The organism is Actinoplanes sp. NPDC049265 (assembly GCF_043197135.1).
Taxonomy (GTDB): Bacteria; Actinomycetota; Actinomycetes; order Mycobacteriales; family Micromonosporaceae; genus Actinoplanes.
In genome coordinates, this window is record NZ_JBICSP010000005.1 from 213,041 (window position 1) to 228,177 (window position 15,137).

General features: G+C 69.0%; 18 protein-coding genes and 1 pseudogene. 8 read left to right on the forward strand and 11 right to left on the reverse strand.

The window, feature by feature from the left end; translation table 11 throughout:
• Window positions 1-19: 19 nt before the first annotated feature.
• Genes ACGFIO_RS15530 through ACGFIO_RS15540 form a run of 3 tightly spaced genes read left to right on the forward strand, consistent with a single transcriptional unit; the run spans window position 20 to window position 2,237 of the window.
• Window positions 20-313 (forward strand): type II toxin-antitoxin system VapB family antitoxin, encoded by a 294-nt coding sequence (locus tag ACGFIO_RS15530; protein ID WP_392826735.1) that lies wholly within the window; start codon window positions 20-22, stop codon window positions 311-313.
• On the forward strand, window positions 310-1,479 hold the full coding sequence (locus ACGFIO_RS15535) for an acyl-CoA dehydrogenase family protein (protein WP_392826736.1): 1,170 nt from the start codon (window positions 310-312) through the stop codon (window positions 1,477-1,479). The genes ACGFIO_RS15530 and ACGFIO_RS15535 overlap by 4 nt, the downstream gene beginning before the upstream one ends.
• A 29-nt stretch (window positions 1,480-1,508) precedes the next feature.
• Window positions 1,509-2,237 carry a DUF4230 domain-containing protein gene (locus tag ACGFIO_RS15540; protein ID WP_392826737.1) on the forward strand — a complete coding sequence of 243 codons (729 nt, stop codon included), beginning with the start codon at window positions 1,509-1,511 and terminating at the stop codon, window positions 2,235-2,237.
• Window positions 2,238-2,318: 81 nt separating this feature from the next.
• Here ACGFIO_RS15540 and ACGFIO_RS15545 read toward each other — a convergent pair whose 3' ends face one another.
• Window positions 2,319-2,507 (reverse strand): PspC domain-containing protein, encoded by a 189-nt coding sequence (locus ACGFIO_RS15545; protein ID WP_392826738.1) that lies wholly within the window; start codon window positions 2,505-2,507, stop codon window positions 2,319-2,321.
• 293 nt (window positions 2,508-2,800) lie between these two features.
• On the opposite strand from ACGFIO_RS15545, the pseudogene ACGFIO_RS15550 reads away from it, so the two are divergent.
• Window positions 2,801-3,088 (forward strand): annotated as a pseudogene (locus tag ACGFIO_RS15550) (CDP-glycerol glycerophosphotransferase family protein); the annotation flags it as partial.
• A gap of 121 nt (window positions 3,089-3,209) precedes the next feature.
• Complete coding sequence (locus ACGFIO_RS15555; RefSeq protein ID WP_392826740.1) at window positions 3,210-4,508, forward strand: ABC transporter ATP-binding protein; 1,299 nt, start codon at window positions 3,210-3,212, stop codon at window positions 4,506-4,508.
• A gap of 80 nt (window positions 4,509-4,588) precedes the next feature.
• Here the strand turns inward: ACGFIO_RS15555 and ACGFIO_RS15560 are convergent, their stop codons facing one another.
• From ACGFIO_RS15560 to ACGFIO_RS15580, 5 genes are all read right to left on the reverse strand, one after another.
• The gene (locus ACGFIO_RS15560) at window positions 4,589-5,647 is read right to left on the reverse strand and encodes an FG-GAP repeat domain-containing protein (protein WP_392826742.1); all 1,059 of its coding nucleotides are present in this window, start codon (window positions 5,645-5,647) and stop codon (window positions 4,589-4,591) included.
• Window positions 5,648-5,908: 261 nt separating this feature from the next.
• Window positions 5,909-6,376 carry a nucleoside deaminase gene (locus tag ACGFIO_RS15565; RefSeq protein ID WP_392826743.1) on the reverse strand — a complete coding sequence of 156 codons (468 nt, stop codon included), beginning with the start codon at window positions 6,374-6,376 and terminating at the stop codon, window positions 5,909-5,911.
• A 4-nt stretch (window positions 6,377-6,380) separates the two neighbouring features.
• A complete protein-coding gene (locus ACGFIO_RS15570) occupies window positions 6,381-6,638 on the reverse strand; it encodes a hypothetical protein (RefSeq protein WP_392826744.1) in 258 nt (85 codons plus the stop codon).
• Between the two features lie 30 nt (window positions 6,639-6,668).
• Window positions 6,669-7,127 (reverse strand): lamin tail domain-containing protein, encoded by a 459-nt coding sequence (locus ACGFIO_RS15575; RefSeq protein WP_392826745.1) that lies wholly within the window; start codon window positions 7,125-7,127, stop codon window positions 6,669-6,671.
• A gap of 107 nt (window positions 7,128-7,234) precedes the next feature.
• Window positions 7,235-7,579 carry a MerR family transcriptional regulator gene (locus ACGFIO_RS15580; RefSeq protein WP_392826746.1) on the reverse strand — a complete coding sequence of 115 codons (345 nt, stop codon included), beginning with the start codon at window positions 7,577-7,579 and terminating at the stop codon, window positions 7,235-7,237.
• 68 nt (window positions 7,580-7,647) lie between these two features.
• Here ACGFIO_RS15580 and ACGFIO_RS15585 point away from each other — a divergent pair, with 68 nt between their 5' ends.
• Window positions 7,648-8,439 (forward strand): alpha/beta hydrolase family esterase, encoded by a 792-nt coding sequence (locus tag ACGFIO_RS15585; protein WP_392826747.1) that lies wholly within the window; start codon window positions 7,648-7,650, stop codon window positions 8,437-8,439.
• Here the strand turns inward: ACGFIO_RS15585 and ACGFIO_RS15590 are convergent.
• Window positions 8,399-9,598, reverse strand: a complete 1,200-nt coding sequence (locus ACGFIO_RS15590) for an erythromycin esterase family protein (protein WP_392826748.1) — start codon at window positions 9,596-9,598, stop codon at window positions 8,399-8,401. The genes ACGFIO_RS15585 and ACGFIO_RS15590 overlap by 41 nt on opposite strands.
• A 69-nt stretch (window positions 9,599-9,667) precedes the next feature.
• Between ACGFIO_RS15590 and thpR the strand changes: the two genes are divergently transcribed.
• Window positions 9,668-10,159 (forward strand): RNA 2',3'-cyclic phosphodiesterase, encoded by a 492-nt coding sequence (thpR, locus tag ACGFIO_RS15595; protein ID WP_392826749.1) that lies wholly within the window; start codon window positions 9,668-9,670, stop codon window positions 10,157-10,159.
• Window positions 10,160-10,373: 214 nt separating this feature from the next.
• Here thpR and ACGFIO_RS15600 read toward each other — a convergent pair whose 3' ends face one another.
• The 4 genes from ACGFIO_RS15600 to ACGFIO_RS15615 all read right to left on the reverse strand — a co-directional run bounded on the left by ACGFIO_RS15600 (window position 10,374) and on the right by ACGFIO_RS15615 (window position 14,546).
• Window positions 10,374-10,976 carry a hypothetical protein gene (locus ACGFIO_RS15600; protein WP_392826750.1) on the reverse strand — a complete coding sequence of 201 codons (603 nt, stop codon included), beginning with the start codon at window positions 10,974-10,976 and terminating at the stop codon, window positions 10,374-10,376.
• 138 nt (window positions 10,977-11,114) lie between these two features.
• The gene (locus ACGFIO_RS15605) at window positions 11,115-12,434 is read right to left on the reverse strand and encodes an MFS transporter (protein WP_392826752.1); all 1,320 of its coding nucleotides are present in this window, start codon (window positions 12,432-12,434) and stop codon (window positions 11,115-11,117) included.
• Between the two features lie 71 nt (window positions 12,435-12,505).
• On the reverse strand, window positions 12,506-12,955 hold the full coding sequence (locus ACGFIO_RS15610; protein WP_392826753.1) for a MarR family winged helix-turn-helix transcriptional regulator: 450 nt from the start codon (window positions 12,953-12,955) through the stop codon (window positions 12,506-12,508).
• A gap of 115 nt (window positions 12,956-13,070) precedes the next feature.
• The gene (locus ACGFIO_RS15615) at window positions 13,071-14,546 is read right to left on the reverse strand and encodes an NCS2 family permease (protein ID WP_392826754.1); all 1,476 of its coding nucleotides are present in this window, start codon (window positions 14,544-14,546) and stop codon (window positions 13,071-13,073) included.
• A 113-nt stretch (window positions 14,547-14,659) separates the two neighbouring features.
• Between ACGFIO_RS15615 and ACGFIO_RS15620 the strand changes: the two genes are divergently transcribed.
• A complete protein-coding gene (locus ACGFIO_RS15620) occupies window positions 14,660-14,866 on the forward strand; it encodes a DUF2530 domain-containing protein (protein ID WP_392827077.1) in 207 nt (68 codons plus the stop codon).
• Window positions 14,867-15,137: the final 271 nt, after the last annotated feature.

A 15,137-nucleotide genomic window follows, 5' to 3' on the forward strand; every position in this document is an offset into this window, starting at 1 on the left:
CGGAGGGGAGCGTGCCGTCGTGATCTTCAGAGCGGTCCGGGACGGAGCTCCGTACCCCGACCACCACACGACGTTGAAGGACTGGGCCGAGATTCCGCCCCGGCCGATCCGCCTCGCCGACCTGATCACCACCAAACGCGAGCTCGCGCTGGACAAGCTGCTGGCCGAGGACTCGACGTTCTACGGTGACCTGTTCCCGCACGTCGTCGAATACCAGGGCTCGCTCTACCTCGAGGACGGCCTGCACCGCGCGCTCCGGGCCGCGCTCCAGCAGCGCAACCAGATCCACGCGCGGGTGCTGGTGGTCCAGTGACGGCCCCGCTCGACCTGCTCGACCTGGGCGACCTGCTCTCCGACGAGGAGCGCGACGCCCGCGATCTGGCCCGCCGGGTCGCCGACGACCGGGTCCGCCCGCACGTGGCCGAGTGGTACGAGCAAGGCACCGTCCCGGTCCGCGAGCTGGCCCGTGAGTTCGGCCGGGTGGGTCTGCTCGGCATGCATCTGCGGGGTTACGGCTGCGCCGGCGCTTCGGCCGTGCAGTACGGCCTGGCCTGCATGGAGTTGGAGGCGGCCGACTCGGGTGTCCGTTCCCTGGTCAGCGTTCAGGGTTCGCTGGCGATGTTCGCTCTTCACGCGTACGGGTCGGAGGAGCAGAAACAGCGCTGGCTGCCCGGCATGGCGGCGGGCGAGCTGATCGGCTGTTTCGGGCTGACCGAGCCCGACCACGGCTCCGACCCGGCCAACATGTCGACCCGGGCCCGCCGCGAGGGCGACGACTGGATCCTGACCGGCGGCAAGATGTGGATCACCAACGCGCCGGTGGCCGACGTGGCGGTGATCTGGGCCCGGGCCGAGGAGGGCGTGTTCGGCTTCGCGGTGCCCACCGACACGCCCGGCTTCACCGCCCGGGAGATTCGGCACAAGATGTCGCTGCGGGCGTCCAGCACCGGTGAGATCACCCTCGACGAGGTACGCCTGCCCGACGCGGCCCGCCTGCCCGGGGCGCGTGGCCTGAAGGCGCCGCTGTCCTGCCTGACCGAGGCCCGATTCGGCATCATCTGGGGCGCCTTGGGGGCTGCCCGTGACTGTCTGCACACGGCGATCGACTATGCGACCACCCGTGAGCAGTTCGGCCGGCCGATCGGCGGCTTCCAGCTGACCCAGGCCAAACTCGCCGACATGTCCCTGGAACTGCAGAAGGGCTTTCTGCTGGCGTTGCACCTGGGCCGGCGGCGGGACGCGGCCGGTGCGCTGCGCCCCGAGCAGGTGAGCGTGGGCAAGCTCAACAACGTCCGCGAGGCGATCGCGATCGCGCGGCAGTGCCGGACGATCCTCGGCGGCAACGGGATCAGTGGTGAATACCCGGTGATGCGGCACGCCGCCAACCTGGAGTCGGTGCTCACGTACGAGGGAACCTCGGAGATCCATCAGCTGGTCGTCGGTCAGGCATTGACCGGCTTGAACGCCTTCGCGGGCTAAATGTCCCCGCCGGCCTTACCGTGTTGGGTATGGCAGACGTAGAGGAAACGACCAAGGAGTTTCCGCCTGTCGATGCGGCGAAGTCGCACGACCAGGAGACTGTGGTCGAGCGCAGGCGCGGTGGCCTCCGCGTACTCGCCTTCATGGGCATTGTGTTCGCGGTGCTGGTCGGGCTCTGCTTCGGGATGCGGGCGCTCAATGTGCTGCCCAGCTTCGACAACCCGTTCGACGATCAGGAGACCGACCGCAGCCAGCCGGTCCTGCTGCAGTCGATGCGCGACCTGAGCCGTTACGTCGCCGCCGACGGCACTTTCCAGGTGATCGTCGACCTGCAGCAGAACAAGGAAAACATTCCCGACTTCCTGGTCAACCAGCGCACGCTCTTCGTCGGGTCGGGGTCGGTCGAGGCGTACGTGGACTTCGGTTCCCTGGCCGACCAGGCGCTGGCGGTCGACGAGGCGAACAAGTCTGTCAAGATCACGCTGCCGCCGCCGGAGCTGTCCCAGGCCGCGCTGGACATGCAGCGCAGCTATGTCGTGACCGAGGAGCGTGGCCTGCTCAACCGGATCGGTGACGCCTTCAAGGAGGACCCGAACAAGCAGCAGCGGGTCTATCAGGAGGCGCAGAAGCGGATCACCGAGGCGGCCCGGGGCAGCGGCCTGGATCAGCGGGCGAGAGACAACACCCAGAAGATGCTGGAGTCCCTCTTCGCCCGCCTCGGCTACACCTCGGTCACTGTCGCCTACGGCAACCCGTGACAGCGGTAGCCAGGAGCGGTATCCGCGTGGCGGATACCGGCCTGGGCTACCACTGCGGGAGGGTCACCACTGCGGTAGGACTCAGTACTCCTGGGGCATCATCACCCAGAGGATGATGTAGATCAGGACCTGCGGGCCGGGCAGCAGGCAGGAGACCAGGAAGATCAGGCGCATGACGCCGCTGGAGATGCCGAATCGGCGGCCCAGGCCGGAGCACACACCGGCGATCCAGCGGTCGTCACGGGGGCGGGACAGGCGGCGGGTCGTCACGGTCACTCACTCCTTCAGATCGGCCCCGGCGCGGTGCCGCGACCTGATTCAACGGTAGGAATGCGGTGCCAGTCCCGCACTCGGGTGATCCCCGTAGATTCGAGCACGGGGGTTCCCTGATGTGCGCGCTTGCTAACCTCGGCAGCGACGACACTGCTCAGCGTGGTGGCGCCGATACACGGCGTGCGGGGATATCTGGCGCGGTCCCTGGACTCGGCCTGACGGCCGACCGGCGGTGATCCCGTACGCCCCCACCCACCGCGAGTGGCACCGCCCGGGCGCCCCGGTTCTGCGACTATTCGTCGGCGATGTTCGACTTCGCCGTGCTGGACCGTCCGATCGTGATCTTCGCGCCCGACTGGCCCGCTTATCAGCAATTGCGCGGAGTTTATTTGGATCTGCTGGCACAACCACCGGGATCGGTAGCGGTGACGTATTCGGAACTTTTGGCGATCATGTGTTCGGGCTCCTATACGGAGGATGCGGCCACGACGGCATGGGCCGCCTTCCGAGCGCGCTTCTGCACCCTGGAGGACGGGAAAGCGGCCGAACGCGTGGCCCGGCGGATCATGCCTGCGTAATCGGACGGTCACGGTAGGCGAATGGCACGTTCGACCGATGGTTCAGCATCGATGTCGCTGGTCACAGTGGTCCGATCGCGGACGGTTATGCCCGCAGTTCAGGGACCGCAGGAGGCAGACGGTGTCGACCGTCAGTATCAATGACGTGACCAAGGTGTGGCCGGACGGCACACTCGCGGTCGACCGGGTCAGCCTCGACGTCAAGCACGGCGAATTCCTCGTCCTGCTGGGCCCGTCCGGGTGCGGGAAATCAACGATTCTGCGGATGATCGCGGGCCTCGAGGACCCGACCGACGGGAACATCCTGCTCAACGGCGAACCGGTCCTCGACGTGGCTCCCCGGGACCGCAAGATCGCGATGGTGTTCCAGGATTTCGCCCTCTATCCGCACATGAGCGTTAACGACAACATCGGTTTCCCGCTCAAACTCTCCGGCATCGAGACCCAGGCCCGGGGCGAGCAGGTCGGCAACGTGGCCAGCGCGCTGGGCATCGGCGACGTGCTCGCCCGCAAGCCCAGCCAGCTCTCCGGCGGGCAGCGGCAGCGGGTCGCGATGGGCCGGGCCATCGTCCGCCGGCCCGAGCTCTTCCTGATGGACGAGCCGCTGTCCAACCTGGACAGCGGGCTGCGGGCCGAACTGCGCGCCGAGATCACCGGCCTGACCCGCGAGCTCGGCGTCACCACCATGTACGTGACGCACGACCAGGCCGAGGCGCTGACCATGGCCGACCGGGTGGCGATCATGCGCAAGGGCGTCCTGCAGGACATCGGCACACCCACCGAGGTGTACGGCCGGCCGGCGACGCTCTACGTGGCCGCGTTCCTCGGCGCCCCGCGAATGAACCTGCTCGAGGCGTCGGTCTACGTGCACCTCGACCGGCACGTCGCCCTGAACTTCGGCGAGCAGGCGCTCTACCTGCCGTGGACCGACATCCGGGCCCGGGCCGTGGCCCGCTACCACGGCGAACGGATCGTGGTCGGCATGCGGGCCGAGGCGCTCACCCCGGTGGCCCCCGACGCTCCCGGCGACGTGCTGCACGGGCGGATCCGCTACCTCGAGCACCACGGCCACGAATCGCTGGCGTTCCTGGACATCGGCGCCACCGCGATCGTGGTCGACGAGATGGGCCAGGCCGCCCACGAGGGCCCGGCGGCCGAATCCGGCACCCTGCGCCGCATCGGTGGCGCCCTGTCCCGCCTGACCGGCCGCGGCTCGGCCCCCACCGCGGTCCGCGAACCGGAGGAGACCAGCGTCCTGGGCGACAACGGCCGTCACCACCGGCGCCCGGCCGAACTGGCCGTTCGCCTGGCCCCCTACCCGGCCGTCACCCCGGGCCACCCGTTGGCCGTCGCGGTCCGGATGGACGCCCTGCACTTCTTCGACGACAAGGGCGACCGCATCGACATCGGTTACCGCTAGAAAATCGATTACCGCCGCGAACACGAAACGCCCCGGGAAGCCAGAGGGCTTCCCGGGGCGTCAGGTGGTGTCGAGGTGGATCAGAACAGGCGGAAGTTCGCCCAACCGGAGCCGACCACAACCTCGTCATCGTGCATGTCGCTGTCCGGGGAGGCGATGAGCAGCGTGCCGTCCTTGAGCTGCCACAGCACGTCGGGCAGCGCCGGCAGGCCGACATCCGTGGTCAGCTTGGAGTCCGAGGTCAGGTCACCGGGGCCGACGATGCCCTTGAAGAATTTGCCGGCCTCAGCGTCGTCGATGATGTCCTCGCCCTTGCCGATCGGCATCGTGCCGGACTTGCTGGTGTAGAACCTGATGATGCCCTTGGTGTTGCGGAAGAAGTAGTCGGTGCGGCCGTCGCCGGACACGTCACCGATGGCGGTGAGCAGGTCACCCTTCCAGCCGGTGCCGATGATCGTGCCGCGGGTGCTGAACGGCTTCGAGATGTTGTTGGTGCCGGTGTAGAGGGCCAGCTCGCCGTTCGTCTTCTGGCCGAGCAGGTCGTCCTTGCCGTCGCCGTTGAGGTCGCCGGCGCCGGTGATCGAGGAGAAGCCGCCCCAGCCGGTGCCGGCCGCGGTGCCCTTCTTGAACATGGCCGACGAGTTGCCGGTGCCGGCGTAGAAGGCCAGGTTGCCCTTGGCGTCGCGGGTCAGGATGTCCTGCCGGCCGTCGCCGTTGAAGTCACCGTGCCGGACCAGGCTGTTGAACTTGCCCCAGCCCGTGCCGACCTTGATGCGGCTGCCGAACAGGCTCTGCCGGGTGCCACCGCTGTAAACGAGACGCTTGCCCGGGTACACGTACATGGTGCCGCTGCTGTCGATGGCGGCCAGGTCGGCCTTGCCGTCGCCGGTGAGGTCACCGAAGTCGAGCTCGTTGGTCGCCGCACGGGCGGCCAGGGCGCGCACCTTGGACTTGCTCAGGGCGGGCATGGCCTTCCTCATGTCGGCCGCGGCCGCGCGGGCGGCGGCGACGTGGTCGGCCGCGGGAACGGTCTCAGCGCCGGCGGTGCCGTTCGCGAGGATGGTCCCGGTGACCGCTACGGCTGCCACGACCGCGCTGACGGCGATGGGCAGACCGGCACGCCGGAGGCGCAGATTCATGTAATACAACTCCCCGTTGCAGAGGTACGACGGGTGCCGATTGAGTGGCCCCGGCGTGCAGACCGGCAAAACGTACCCGAGCCGGTCCAGCTTTTCTGCCCCGATTTACTGTCCGAATCGTCGGGCCCACAGTGATTTACGCCAATATGAATCACCGACGGTCCGGCACAGAACACGAGAGGTGTTCAAAACGAGGTTGATCGGTCCGAACGGCCGGTCAAGGAAAAGCCATGAGTCTCGAAAAGGTCATTTCCGGACCAATTAGCCCTGGACTCGGCGCTCGTGCAGCTGCCGGATCTGCTCATCGAACGGCTCCACCGGCCCGGTCACGGATACGCCGGGCACGACCGCGCCGATCGGCAGCGTCACCACCGGCGACGAGGGCAGCCCCCAGCCGGCGCGCCAACCGGCCAGCTGGGCGCTGGACGCGGCGTACACGATCGGACCGAGCCCGACCCACCCGTGCGCCGCCGCGCACATCGGGCAGTGCTCCCCCGACGTGTAGACCGTGGAAACGGCCCGGACCTCGGGCGACAGGTGCTCGGCGGCCCACCGCGCCAGCGCCAGCTCAGGGTGCGCGGTCGGGTCGCCGGAACTGGCCTCCCGGTTGCGGTCCTCGGCCAGCACCGCGCCGTCCGGACCGGCCAGCACCGATCCGAACGGGTCGTCGCCCTCGGCGAGAGCCTGCGCCGCGAGCTCGAGGCAACGGCGCAGGTGCTCGGTCGACATCCGGCTACTCCTCGGTGGCGGCCGGGCCGTCCTCGGCCTCGGCCACCTCGCCCTCGTGCACCGGCGAACCGGTCAGCAGCTCGACCTCCCAGCGCTCGATCAGCCCGTCGACCTCCTCGTCGGACTCGAGGTAGCTACGCACCCGGACGCCCAGGCCCAGCTGGTTGGCCGCCCGGAGGTGCTCGGTCACCTCATCGATGCTGGTCAGGTAGTGGGTGGCGATGAGGTCGGGTTGCACGGTGGTCTCGTCGAGATCAGTCACCGCCCCACCCTAGAAGCCGAGCCGGTCGCCTCAGCAGCCGGTGTGGCCCGATCCCACCTTCGTCCACTTGCAGGTGTCGTACAGCCGCCCGGACGCCGAGCGCAGCGCCGCGGTGTCGCCGGGGTTGTTCCAGACGTAGTTGCCCGAACCCCAGTACAGGTCGGAGCCGGTGTTGGTGCCCTTGCCGGTGTGCACCCACACCCGGGCGCCCTTGCCGATGGGCAGGCTCGGGAACGTGAAGGTGTGCCCCGACGCGTCCTTGAGCGTCCAGTTCTTCAGATTGTTGGCCGGCCCGTTGTTGGTGATCCGCACGTATTCGGCGTTCAGACTGGCGTTGGATCGGGTGTCCGAACCGGGCGAGTCGTACACGATGTAGGTGAACTGCAATTGCGGAACGGCGGCCTGTGCGGGCGAGGCGAGCCCGATTCCGGCGCCGGCGACGACGGCCATCGCGGCGGCGGCGATTGCCTTGCGGGAGCGCATTCTCATGCTCGGCAGAATATGGTCGCGCCCGCGCTTTCCCCATCGACCTGTCGACCGAGCGCGACGGCACGAATCATCGCGGTCACGGCCTGAGTGGACGGAACTTTGTGGACCTACCGGTCGGCGAGAAAGCTGGTCAGGGTGTCACGGGTACGTTCCAGCTGAGTCACCCGGGCGGCGATGTCGTCGCGAATGGTGGCGACGCGTTCCACGACGTCGCGGCAGACGGCCTGATCGGTCGCGCCGCCGTCGGTGCAGGGCAGCACGGTGCGGATCAGGTCGGTGGGGAATCCCAGGTCGAGCAGGGAACGTACGGTCAGCGCGGTGAGCACCGACCCCTCGTCATAGTCGCGGTAGCCGTTGGGCCGGCGTACCGAGGTGATCAGGCCCTGCTGCTCCCAATAGCGCAACGAGCGCGGGCTCACGCCGGTCTTCGCACTCAGATCGCTGATCCGCATCCCTGCCCCCAACCCGAACCCGACCTTGACCTTGACCTTGACACGATGTCAGAGTTTAGCGTCGCCGCATGCGTGACAGTGTTGAGGTTGGCGGCCGGACCAGGACTTTCACCGTGGTCGGCGGCCCGCCCGCCCGCGACCTGATCCTGGTCTTCCACGGCTCCAAGCAGACCGGGGACAAGCACCGCGAGTTCACCGGCCAGATCTTCGACGCGCTGGCCGCCGACGGCCGGACGACCGTCGCCTACCTGGACGGCTACCGCGGCAACTGGAACGACGCCCGCCGGGGCAGCTCCTTCCCGGCCCGGACCGAGAAGGTCGACGACGTCGGTTTCGTCCGGGCGGTGGTCGGCAAGCTCCGGCCCGAGCGGGTGTTCGCGGTCGGCTACTCCAACGGCGGCCAGATGGTGATGCGGCTGATGCACGAGGTGCCCGACCTGCTCGCCGGGGCGGCGGTGATCGCGGCCACCATGCCCGCGCCAGAGAACTTCCTGCTGCCCGGGGCCGAGCCGAAGCCGATGCCGGTGGTGCTCATCCACGGCACCAAGGACCCGATCGTCAGCTACCAGGGCGGCGAGATGCCCTGGTGGATGCGGAAGTTCTTCAAGGTCGCCGGGCGGATGCTGTCGGTGCCGGAGACCGCGCACTACTTCGCGACCAGCAACGGCATCACCGAGCCGCCGACCGTCACCGCCGGGACGACCGAATATCGCCAGGCCGGCCACCCACCGGTCGTGCTCTACACCCTGCACGGGGCCGGGCACACCGTACCCGGACCCAAGAGGGCGCCGGCCGTCCTGGGCCGGACCAACCAGGACGTCAACGCGGCCGAGCTGGTCCGACGCGCGTGGCTGGAGTGATCTTGGGGAGGGCGGCGACCAGGTCGAAGGCGTGGGCCACCGGCACGTCGAGGTAGCCGTCCATGACCCGGATGCGCCGCGGCCCGAAGCCGGCCGCCCGGCGCAGCGGACGCAGGTCGGTCACCTGGTCGCCGTCCGGCCGCGTACGCAGATAGGCCTCGATGCTGCCCTCCACCGGCTCCGGCAGCTCGACGCCGGCCAACTCCACGCCGCCCGGCGCGTCCGGGGCCGGCCGGCGGCTCGGCGTACGGCCGCCGTCGCAGGTCAGTGCCACCGCCACGTAGTCGTCGCCGAGGGCGTCGGCCAGATGGACGCCGGCCACCGGCAGCTCGTACTGTTCCAGCCGCATGGGCACCCGCTGAAGGTGGGTGTTGGCGGCCAGCAGGACCATCCGCCCGCCGTCCCGTTCCAGCAGGCGCAGGGCGGTGCCCGCCATCGCGGCGTCGCGGACGTTGACCACCGCCGGTTGGCCGGCGTCGGCCGCCTCGGACTGCGTACGCAGCATCTGGTCCAGCTGGACGGCCAGCCGCAGCTCGTGCCGCGTGGTCTCGTACCGGTCGGCGCCGGTCCGGCGGACGTACAGCGGCCGCATGGCGTCAAAGCGCGCGCTCAGCCCGGCCAGCAGCAACGTCAGCTGATCGCGGTCGGCCGGCGCCATCGCCCGGTAGGCGGCGAACGCGGGCATCGTGTGCGGTCCGGCGTACATCTCGGCCAGCCGCCGCGCCCGCCCCGCCAGCGCGTCCCCGTCCGGGTCGAGGTCGGTGAGGTACCCGTCCAGGCTGTCCAGCGCCGGCAGCAGCGAGGCCAGGTCGGCGGGCAGGTCGAGCCCCGCATAGGTGAGCCGCCCGCCCCCGGCGTTGACCTCACGCACCCAGGTCAGCAGCTCGTGCATCTCCGGGTACTCGCCGAACCGGTAGGTCATCCCCTCGGCCGCGACCTCTCGCACCGGCGCGTCCCCGCCGTGCACCCACCGGTTGACCAGCAACCCCTCACTGAACCCGGACTCGACCGTGACCAGGGTGAACCCCAGTTCCTCGACCAGCGTCCGCGCCATCCGGTGCCGCACCTGGGTGTATTCGCGAACATAGTGGGACGACTCACCGATGCCCACGACCCGGGCGTTCCCGACCAGCGCGCGGAAGGACTCGAGGGACTCCAACGCCTTCTCCTCCGGATCGGGCCGTCCTGGGTGGACCGCCGCGAAGATTACCCGGTTAAGGTCGCCCGCGTGCGATTGTTTGTGGCCCTGTTCCCCTCCGAGGATGCCCGCTCCGATCTGCGCCGACACCTGCGAACGGCAACGACCAGGCCGGTCCGCCTGACCCCGGCCGACGACTGGCACATCACGATGGCCTTCCTGGGCGAAATTCCCGACCCGTCCCGGCCCTCGATCGAGCAGGCCATCACCCCCGCCGTCGCGGGCGGCCCGGTCCGGCTGCGTCTGACCGGCGGCGGCAGCTTCGGCACCGCGCAGTGGGCGGGCGTGGACGGCGACCTTCCGGCCCTGTTCCGGTTGCAGGCGGCCCTGCGTCGCGCGCTGAACCTCGACGACCGGCCGTTCACCCCGCACCTGACCGTGACCTACCGGGGCAGCCGCGAGGTGCGGGCCGCGCTCGACGGCTACGCCGGCCCGTCCTGGACGGCCACCGAGCTGGTCCTGGTCCGCAGCCACCACACCACCGCCGGCGGGTATGAACCGCTGCGCAGCTGGAGCCTCTAGATGCTTCAGGTCAAGAGCAGGATGTCGTAGCTGGGTGGGTGGTGCGGACCGCTGCTCCCGCCGGGTCGCTTCGCTCCACCTGCGTAATCGGTCACCCTCCCCCGCGGGCCCCGCATGACGAACGCTCACCCTCCCCGTCTGGCCAGGGCCGGTCTGGCCAGGCCAACCCGCCTTGACCCATCGCCGAGCGCAACCGACCGACCACGGCCACAGCTCAACGATCGGCGGGGCGGATGGGCGGAAGCCCGGCGGCGATGAGCTCAGCCTCAACCCGGAGCCGCTCGATCTCACGATCCATCGAGTCCGTCAAACACGACAGATGGTGCGAGACAGACATGTACGTGCACGCGACCTGCAGCCACCGGTCATAAGCGCTGACCACGGCCCGCGCCCACTCCTCGGACTGTTGCGCCGGCCCGCCCAGACGTTCCCGGTCGAGTCGCCGCAGCTCGGCCATGACCTGATCGAACGTCGGCATCCCCCAGCCCGGCGTCGCGCCCCCGCAGCGGCAGCCACGCCGGCCGTCGACTTCCGGGAGGGAGACGTCGGTGGCGAAATTGGAGCCGTCGACGGCCCGGGCATGCTCGCGGTCGACGGTCACGACGTCGCAGAACATGCACCCGGCCCGGTCGCAGGAGTGATCCGGGTGGGCGAGATGGCTGTCCAGCCGGCGGAGCCGGGGTCGTTCCAGGCGTGCCCGCCGCAGCCAGGCGCGCCTGACCACCGACTCGGCCCGCACCATCCGGAAAAGGGCACACGGCAGGCCCAGCAGCGCTGCCAGCGCCGCCATGAGCACCACGGTGTGCGGAGTCATCACCCAGCGACGTTATGTGCCGCGCGCCCGGCGAACCTCGACTGTTCGGCCGAGCCGCCATGCCATCCCATATTCAGTTCCACCCTGCGGACCACCATAAAGGACGGACAACATCACCTGAACAACTGGTGACCAGGCCTGTCACGCGGCCGAGCGCAGCTCCGGTTCGAGCGTGGCGGACGCGGCGACGGGCATCGGAACCAACGTCAGCGAGGGCCGTGGCCGTACGCGTACCCGCAGTCGATCGCCGCTGGACCGCAACTGCCAGACCAGCGCGCCCACCCCGGCGATCGCGCACACCGCACCGGCCACCCAGATGCTGGACGGCACCCCGTAGTGCTCTCCCCACCAGCCGGCCAGCGACGCCCCGATCGGCGTGGTGCCGAGGAAGACCAGCACATAGAGCGCCATCACCCGGCCCCGGTAGGACCCGTCGACGCCCATCTGCACCCGGTGGTTGGCCGCTTGGGCGAGGAAGATCGAGCAGAATCCGGTGGGTACGAGCAGGATCATCGCCACCACGAAGTTGGGCGCGAAGCCGACCGAGATCTCGAACAGGCCGAAGGCGATGGCCGCCCACAGCACGAGGTACGGTCCCGGCCGGGCGCGGCGCCCGCTGCCGGCCAGAGCCCCGCACAGCGAGCCGACGGCGAGCGCGGTGGTGAGCAGCCCGAAGGTGGACGGCCCAGCGTGGAAGTCGATCTTCGCCAGGGAGGCCAGGGTCACCGGGAAGTTGAAGCCGATCATGCCGATCACGGCCATCAGGGCAATCGGCAGCACCAGGTCCTGCCGCTTGAAGACATAGCGCAGACCGTCGGCGATGCTGGTGCTGGTGTCCTTGTCCGGTCGTTCGGCGGTGAACAGCTCGGCCGTCCGCATCGCGGTGTAACTGAAGGTCGGCGCGATGCACAACAGCGTGGCGATCACGAAGACGGGGCCGGTGCCGAACAGCGCCAGGGCCACGCCGGCCAGGGCCGGGCCGCCGATCCGGGCGGTGTTGAAGGTGGCCGCGGACAGCGCCAGCGCGTTGGGCAGCAGCGGCATCTCAACCAGTTCGGAGACGAACGATTGACGGACCGGGGTCTCGATCGCGCTGGCCGTGCCGAGCAGGGCGGCGAACAGGAAGACATGCCACAGCACGGCGATGCCGGAGGCGACCAGGATCGCGAAGACGATCGCGGTGACGGCGAACACCGCGTTGGCGGCCATCAGGAGCTTGCGTTTGTCGTACCGGTCGGCCAGCTTGCCGCCCCAGAGCGTGAGCAGCAGCACCGGCGTGAACTGCAGCGCGGTGACCAAGCCGAGCGCCCCGGGTGAGTTGCCGGACAGGTCGAGCACGAGCCAGTCCTGGGCGGTGAACATCATCCAGGTGCCGAGCAGCTTGATCAGCTGCCCGGTGGAGAAGAGCCGGTAGTTACGAACCTGCAAGGACCGGAATGTCGTGCTCAGGACTGCCCGCACTCGTGTGCGCCCCCTCAAACGGTCGTACGCGTCATCAACGTGTGACGGAACGACCGGAGGGTTCCCGGCGGTCAGGCTTTGGCCACCTGTTGCATGATCTCGGCCGCCCGGGCGAGGGCTTCGCGTTCGGAGGGGGCCAGCTCGGCCAACTGCCGGGCCAGCCACTCGTTGCGTGCCTGCTCGAACTGCGCGTAGACCGCCCGCCCCTGTTCGGTGGGCGCCAGGATCACCTGGCGTCCGTCGGTGGGGTGGGGCGTACGCACGACGAGCCCTTGATCTTCCAGCTTGCCCACGATCTTGGTCATCGTGGGCGGCTGGACCCGCTCGACGTCGGCCAGTTCACGTGGCGTCAGCGCGCCGGCCAGCTGGAGACTGGTCAGTGCGGACAGCTGACTGAACGTGAGGTCGCCGACCGGGCGGGCTTGTCGGACCCGTCGTTGCAGCCGGGTAATGGCATCACGCAGTGTCGCAGCCAGGTCATCGGCTGTAGTGCGCTCTGTCGTCACCGACCGCTCCATCACGTTCTTTAGCCTAGCTAATGAGCTTGGCTAACGACATCGATCAGCGCGGTGACCTAGGACATGTTCTAGGTTCTGTCCCGTCGTCCCGCCCCGAGAAGCGAAACTGGAACATGTCCTAGAGCACCAGGCTTTCCAGGGGCCCGCGCAGGAAGTACAGGACGAAGATAGCGGCTACCCCGTAGAGCAACGGATGCACCTCCCGTGCCTTCCCCTTCGCCAGCTTGATCACCACGTACGAGATGATCCCAGCCCCGATCCCGTTGGAGATCGAGTACGTGAACGGCATCAGCGTGATGGCCAGGAACGCCGGGATCGCGATCTCGTAGTCGGTCCAGTCGATCTGCCGCACCGCCGACATCATCAGGAACCCGACCAGCACCAACGCGGTCGACGCGGCCTCGAACGGCACCACCTGCACCAGCGGAGCGAAGAACATGGCCAGCAGGAACAGGCCACCGGTGACCAGGCTGGCGACGCCGGTCCGGGCCCCCTCGGCGACGCCGGAGGCGCTCTCGATGTACGAGGTGTTGCTGGAGACGCTGGCCACGCCACCGGCGGCCGCGGCCACCGAGTCGACGATCAGGATCTCCCGGGTACGCGGCGGCATGCCCTCGGCGTCGAGCAGGCCACCCTCCTGACCGACCGCGACCATCGTGCCCATGGTGTCGAAGAAGTCGGTGATCAGCAGCGTGAAGATGAACATGATCACGACCAGGACGCCGGCCCGGCTCCACGAGTCGAATACGTTGAACTTGCCCAGCAGCGACAGGTCGGGCAGCCCCACCACCTGGTCCGGCAGCGCCGGCACGTTCAGCGACCAGCCGCCCGGGTTCGGCTTGCCGTCCACGAAGGACGGTCCGGCGCCGGCGATCGCCTCGACGATGATGGCCAGCACGGTGCTGCCGAGGATGCCGATCAGGATCGCGCCGCGCACCTTCTTGACGAACAGCACGATGGTGAACAGCAGCCCGACCACGAACACGAGCAGCGGCCAGCTGGCCAGCTTGCCGCCGATGCCCAGCTCGACCGGCACGGTGGTGTTGGCCGCGTCCGGGATCCGCCGGACGAACCCGGAATCGACCAAGCCGATGATCATCAGGAACAGGCCGATGCCGACGCCGATCGCGGTCTTCAGCTGGGTCGGCACCGCCTTGAAGACCAGCGTGCGCAGCCCCGTGAGCACCAGGATCAGGATCAGCACACCCTCGATGACGACCAGGCCCATCGCGTCGGCCCAGGTCATCTCGGGCGCGATCTCGAAGGCGACCAGCGCGTTGACGCCCAGCCCCGCCGCCAGCGCCAACGGGAACCGGGCCACCACACCCATCAGGATCGTCACCACGCCGGCCACCAGCGCGGTCGCCGCGGCCAGGGCGCCGATCGGCAGCGAGTTGCCGTCCGCGTCCACGCCGCCGCCGAGGATCAGCGGGTTGAGCACGACGATGTAGGCCATCGTGAAGAACGTCGCCAGCCCGCCGCGCACCTCCCGGCCGACCGTGGAGCCTCGCGCGGAGATCTCGAAAAACCGATCAAAACCGTTCTTAGGCGTACGCGATGCCGGAGCGTCCGCATCGTGCGAGGTCGTGGCCATGCGCGCATCGTCGCAGAACCACTGTGACGGTGGAAGATCACCGATGTTACGAACCGGCCACCGCGTACCCTGGTCGCGTGACGAAGCCCCGCCCCGATCCTCTGGACCCGCCGATGGTGCCGTTCGCGCTGGGCGGCATGGCCCTGTTCGCGGTCGCCCTGCTCGTGGTCTGGCTGGCCGGGGCGCCCGCCTACTGGCTCTGGACCTGCGTGGCCGGCTTCCTCTGGGGCATTCCCGGCCTGCTCACCATGATGCGACACGACGCCAACCGCCGCCGCCGTCGAGCCCTGTCACACCCCGAGTTCCAGGTGCACCCCTGACCGGCCCGGCACACGCCTAACTCCTCGCATGACCGCCCCGCCCCACACGACCTGATCCCGTGGTCGCGCACGGAGCCGCCTCACCCCGGTCGCGCCTGCCCGCCACCCACCGCGCCTGAGCGAAACGAAACAGTTTCGTTCACGCCAGCCGCCGCTGCACACGAGCGACCGAAACGAAACAGTTTCGTTCACCCGAGCCACCCACGCCGTCCACGGCTCCGCACGAGCCACCGAAACGAAACAGTTTCGTTCACCCAGCCGCCCACGCCGG

What these genes read in the sequence shown, in the direction of transcription:
- ACGFIO_RS15580 (WP_392826746.1), bottom strand. Translation starts at nt 7,579, where the DNA reads ATGCGGATCAGCGATCTGAGTGCGAAGACCGGCGTGAGCCCGCGCTCG.
- ACGFIO_RS15560 (WP_392826742.1), bottom strand. Translation starts at nt 5,647, where the DNA reads ATGAATCTGCGCCTCCGGCGTGCCGGTCTGCCCATCGCCGTCAGCGCG.
- ACGFIO_RS15615 (WP_392826754.1), bottom strand. Translation starts at nt 14,546, where the DNA reads ATGGCCACGACCTCGCACGATGCGGACGCTCCGGCATCGCGTACGCCT.
- ACGFIO_RS15565 (WP_392826743.1), bottom strand. Translation starts at nt 6,376, where the DNA reads ATGTCGACCGAGCACCTGCGCCGTTGCCTCGAGCTCGCGGCGCAGGCT.
- ACGFIO_RS15585 (WP_392826747.1), top strand. Translation starts at nt 7,648, where the DNA reads ATGCGTGACAGTGTTGAGGTTGGCGGCCGGACCAGGACTTTCACCGTG.
- ACGFIO_RS15575 (WP_392826745.1), bottom strand. Translation starts at nt 7,127, where the DNA reads ATGAGAATGCGCTCCCGCAAGGCAATCGCCGCCGCCGCGATGGCCGTC.
- ACGFIO_RS15540 (WP_392826737.1), top strand. Translation starts at nt 1,509, where the DNA reads ATGGCAGACGTAGAGGAAACGACCAAGGAGTTTCCGCCTGTCGATGCG.
- ACGFIO_RS15620 (WP_392827077.1), top strand. Translation starts at nt 14,660, where the DNA reads ATGGTGCCGTTCGCGCTGGGCGGCATGGCCCTGTTCGCGGTCGCCCTG.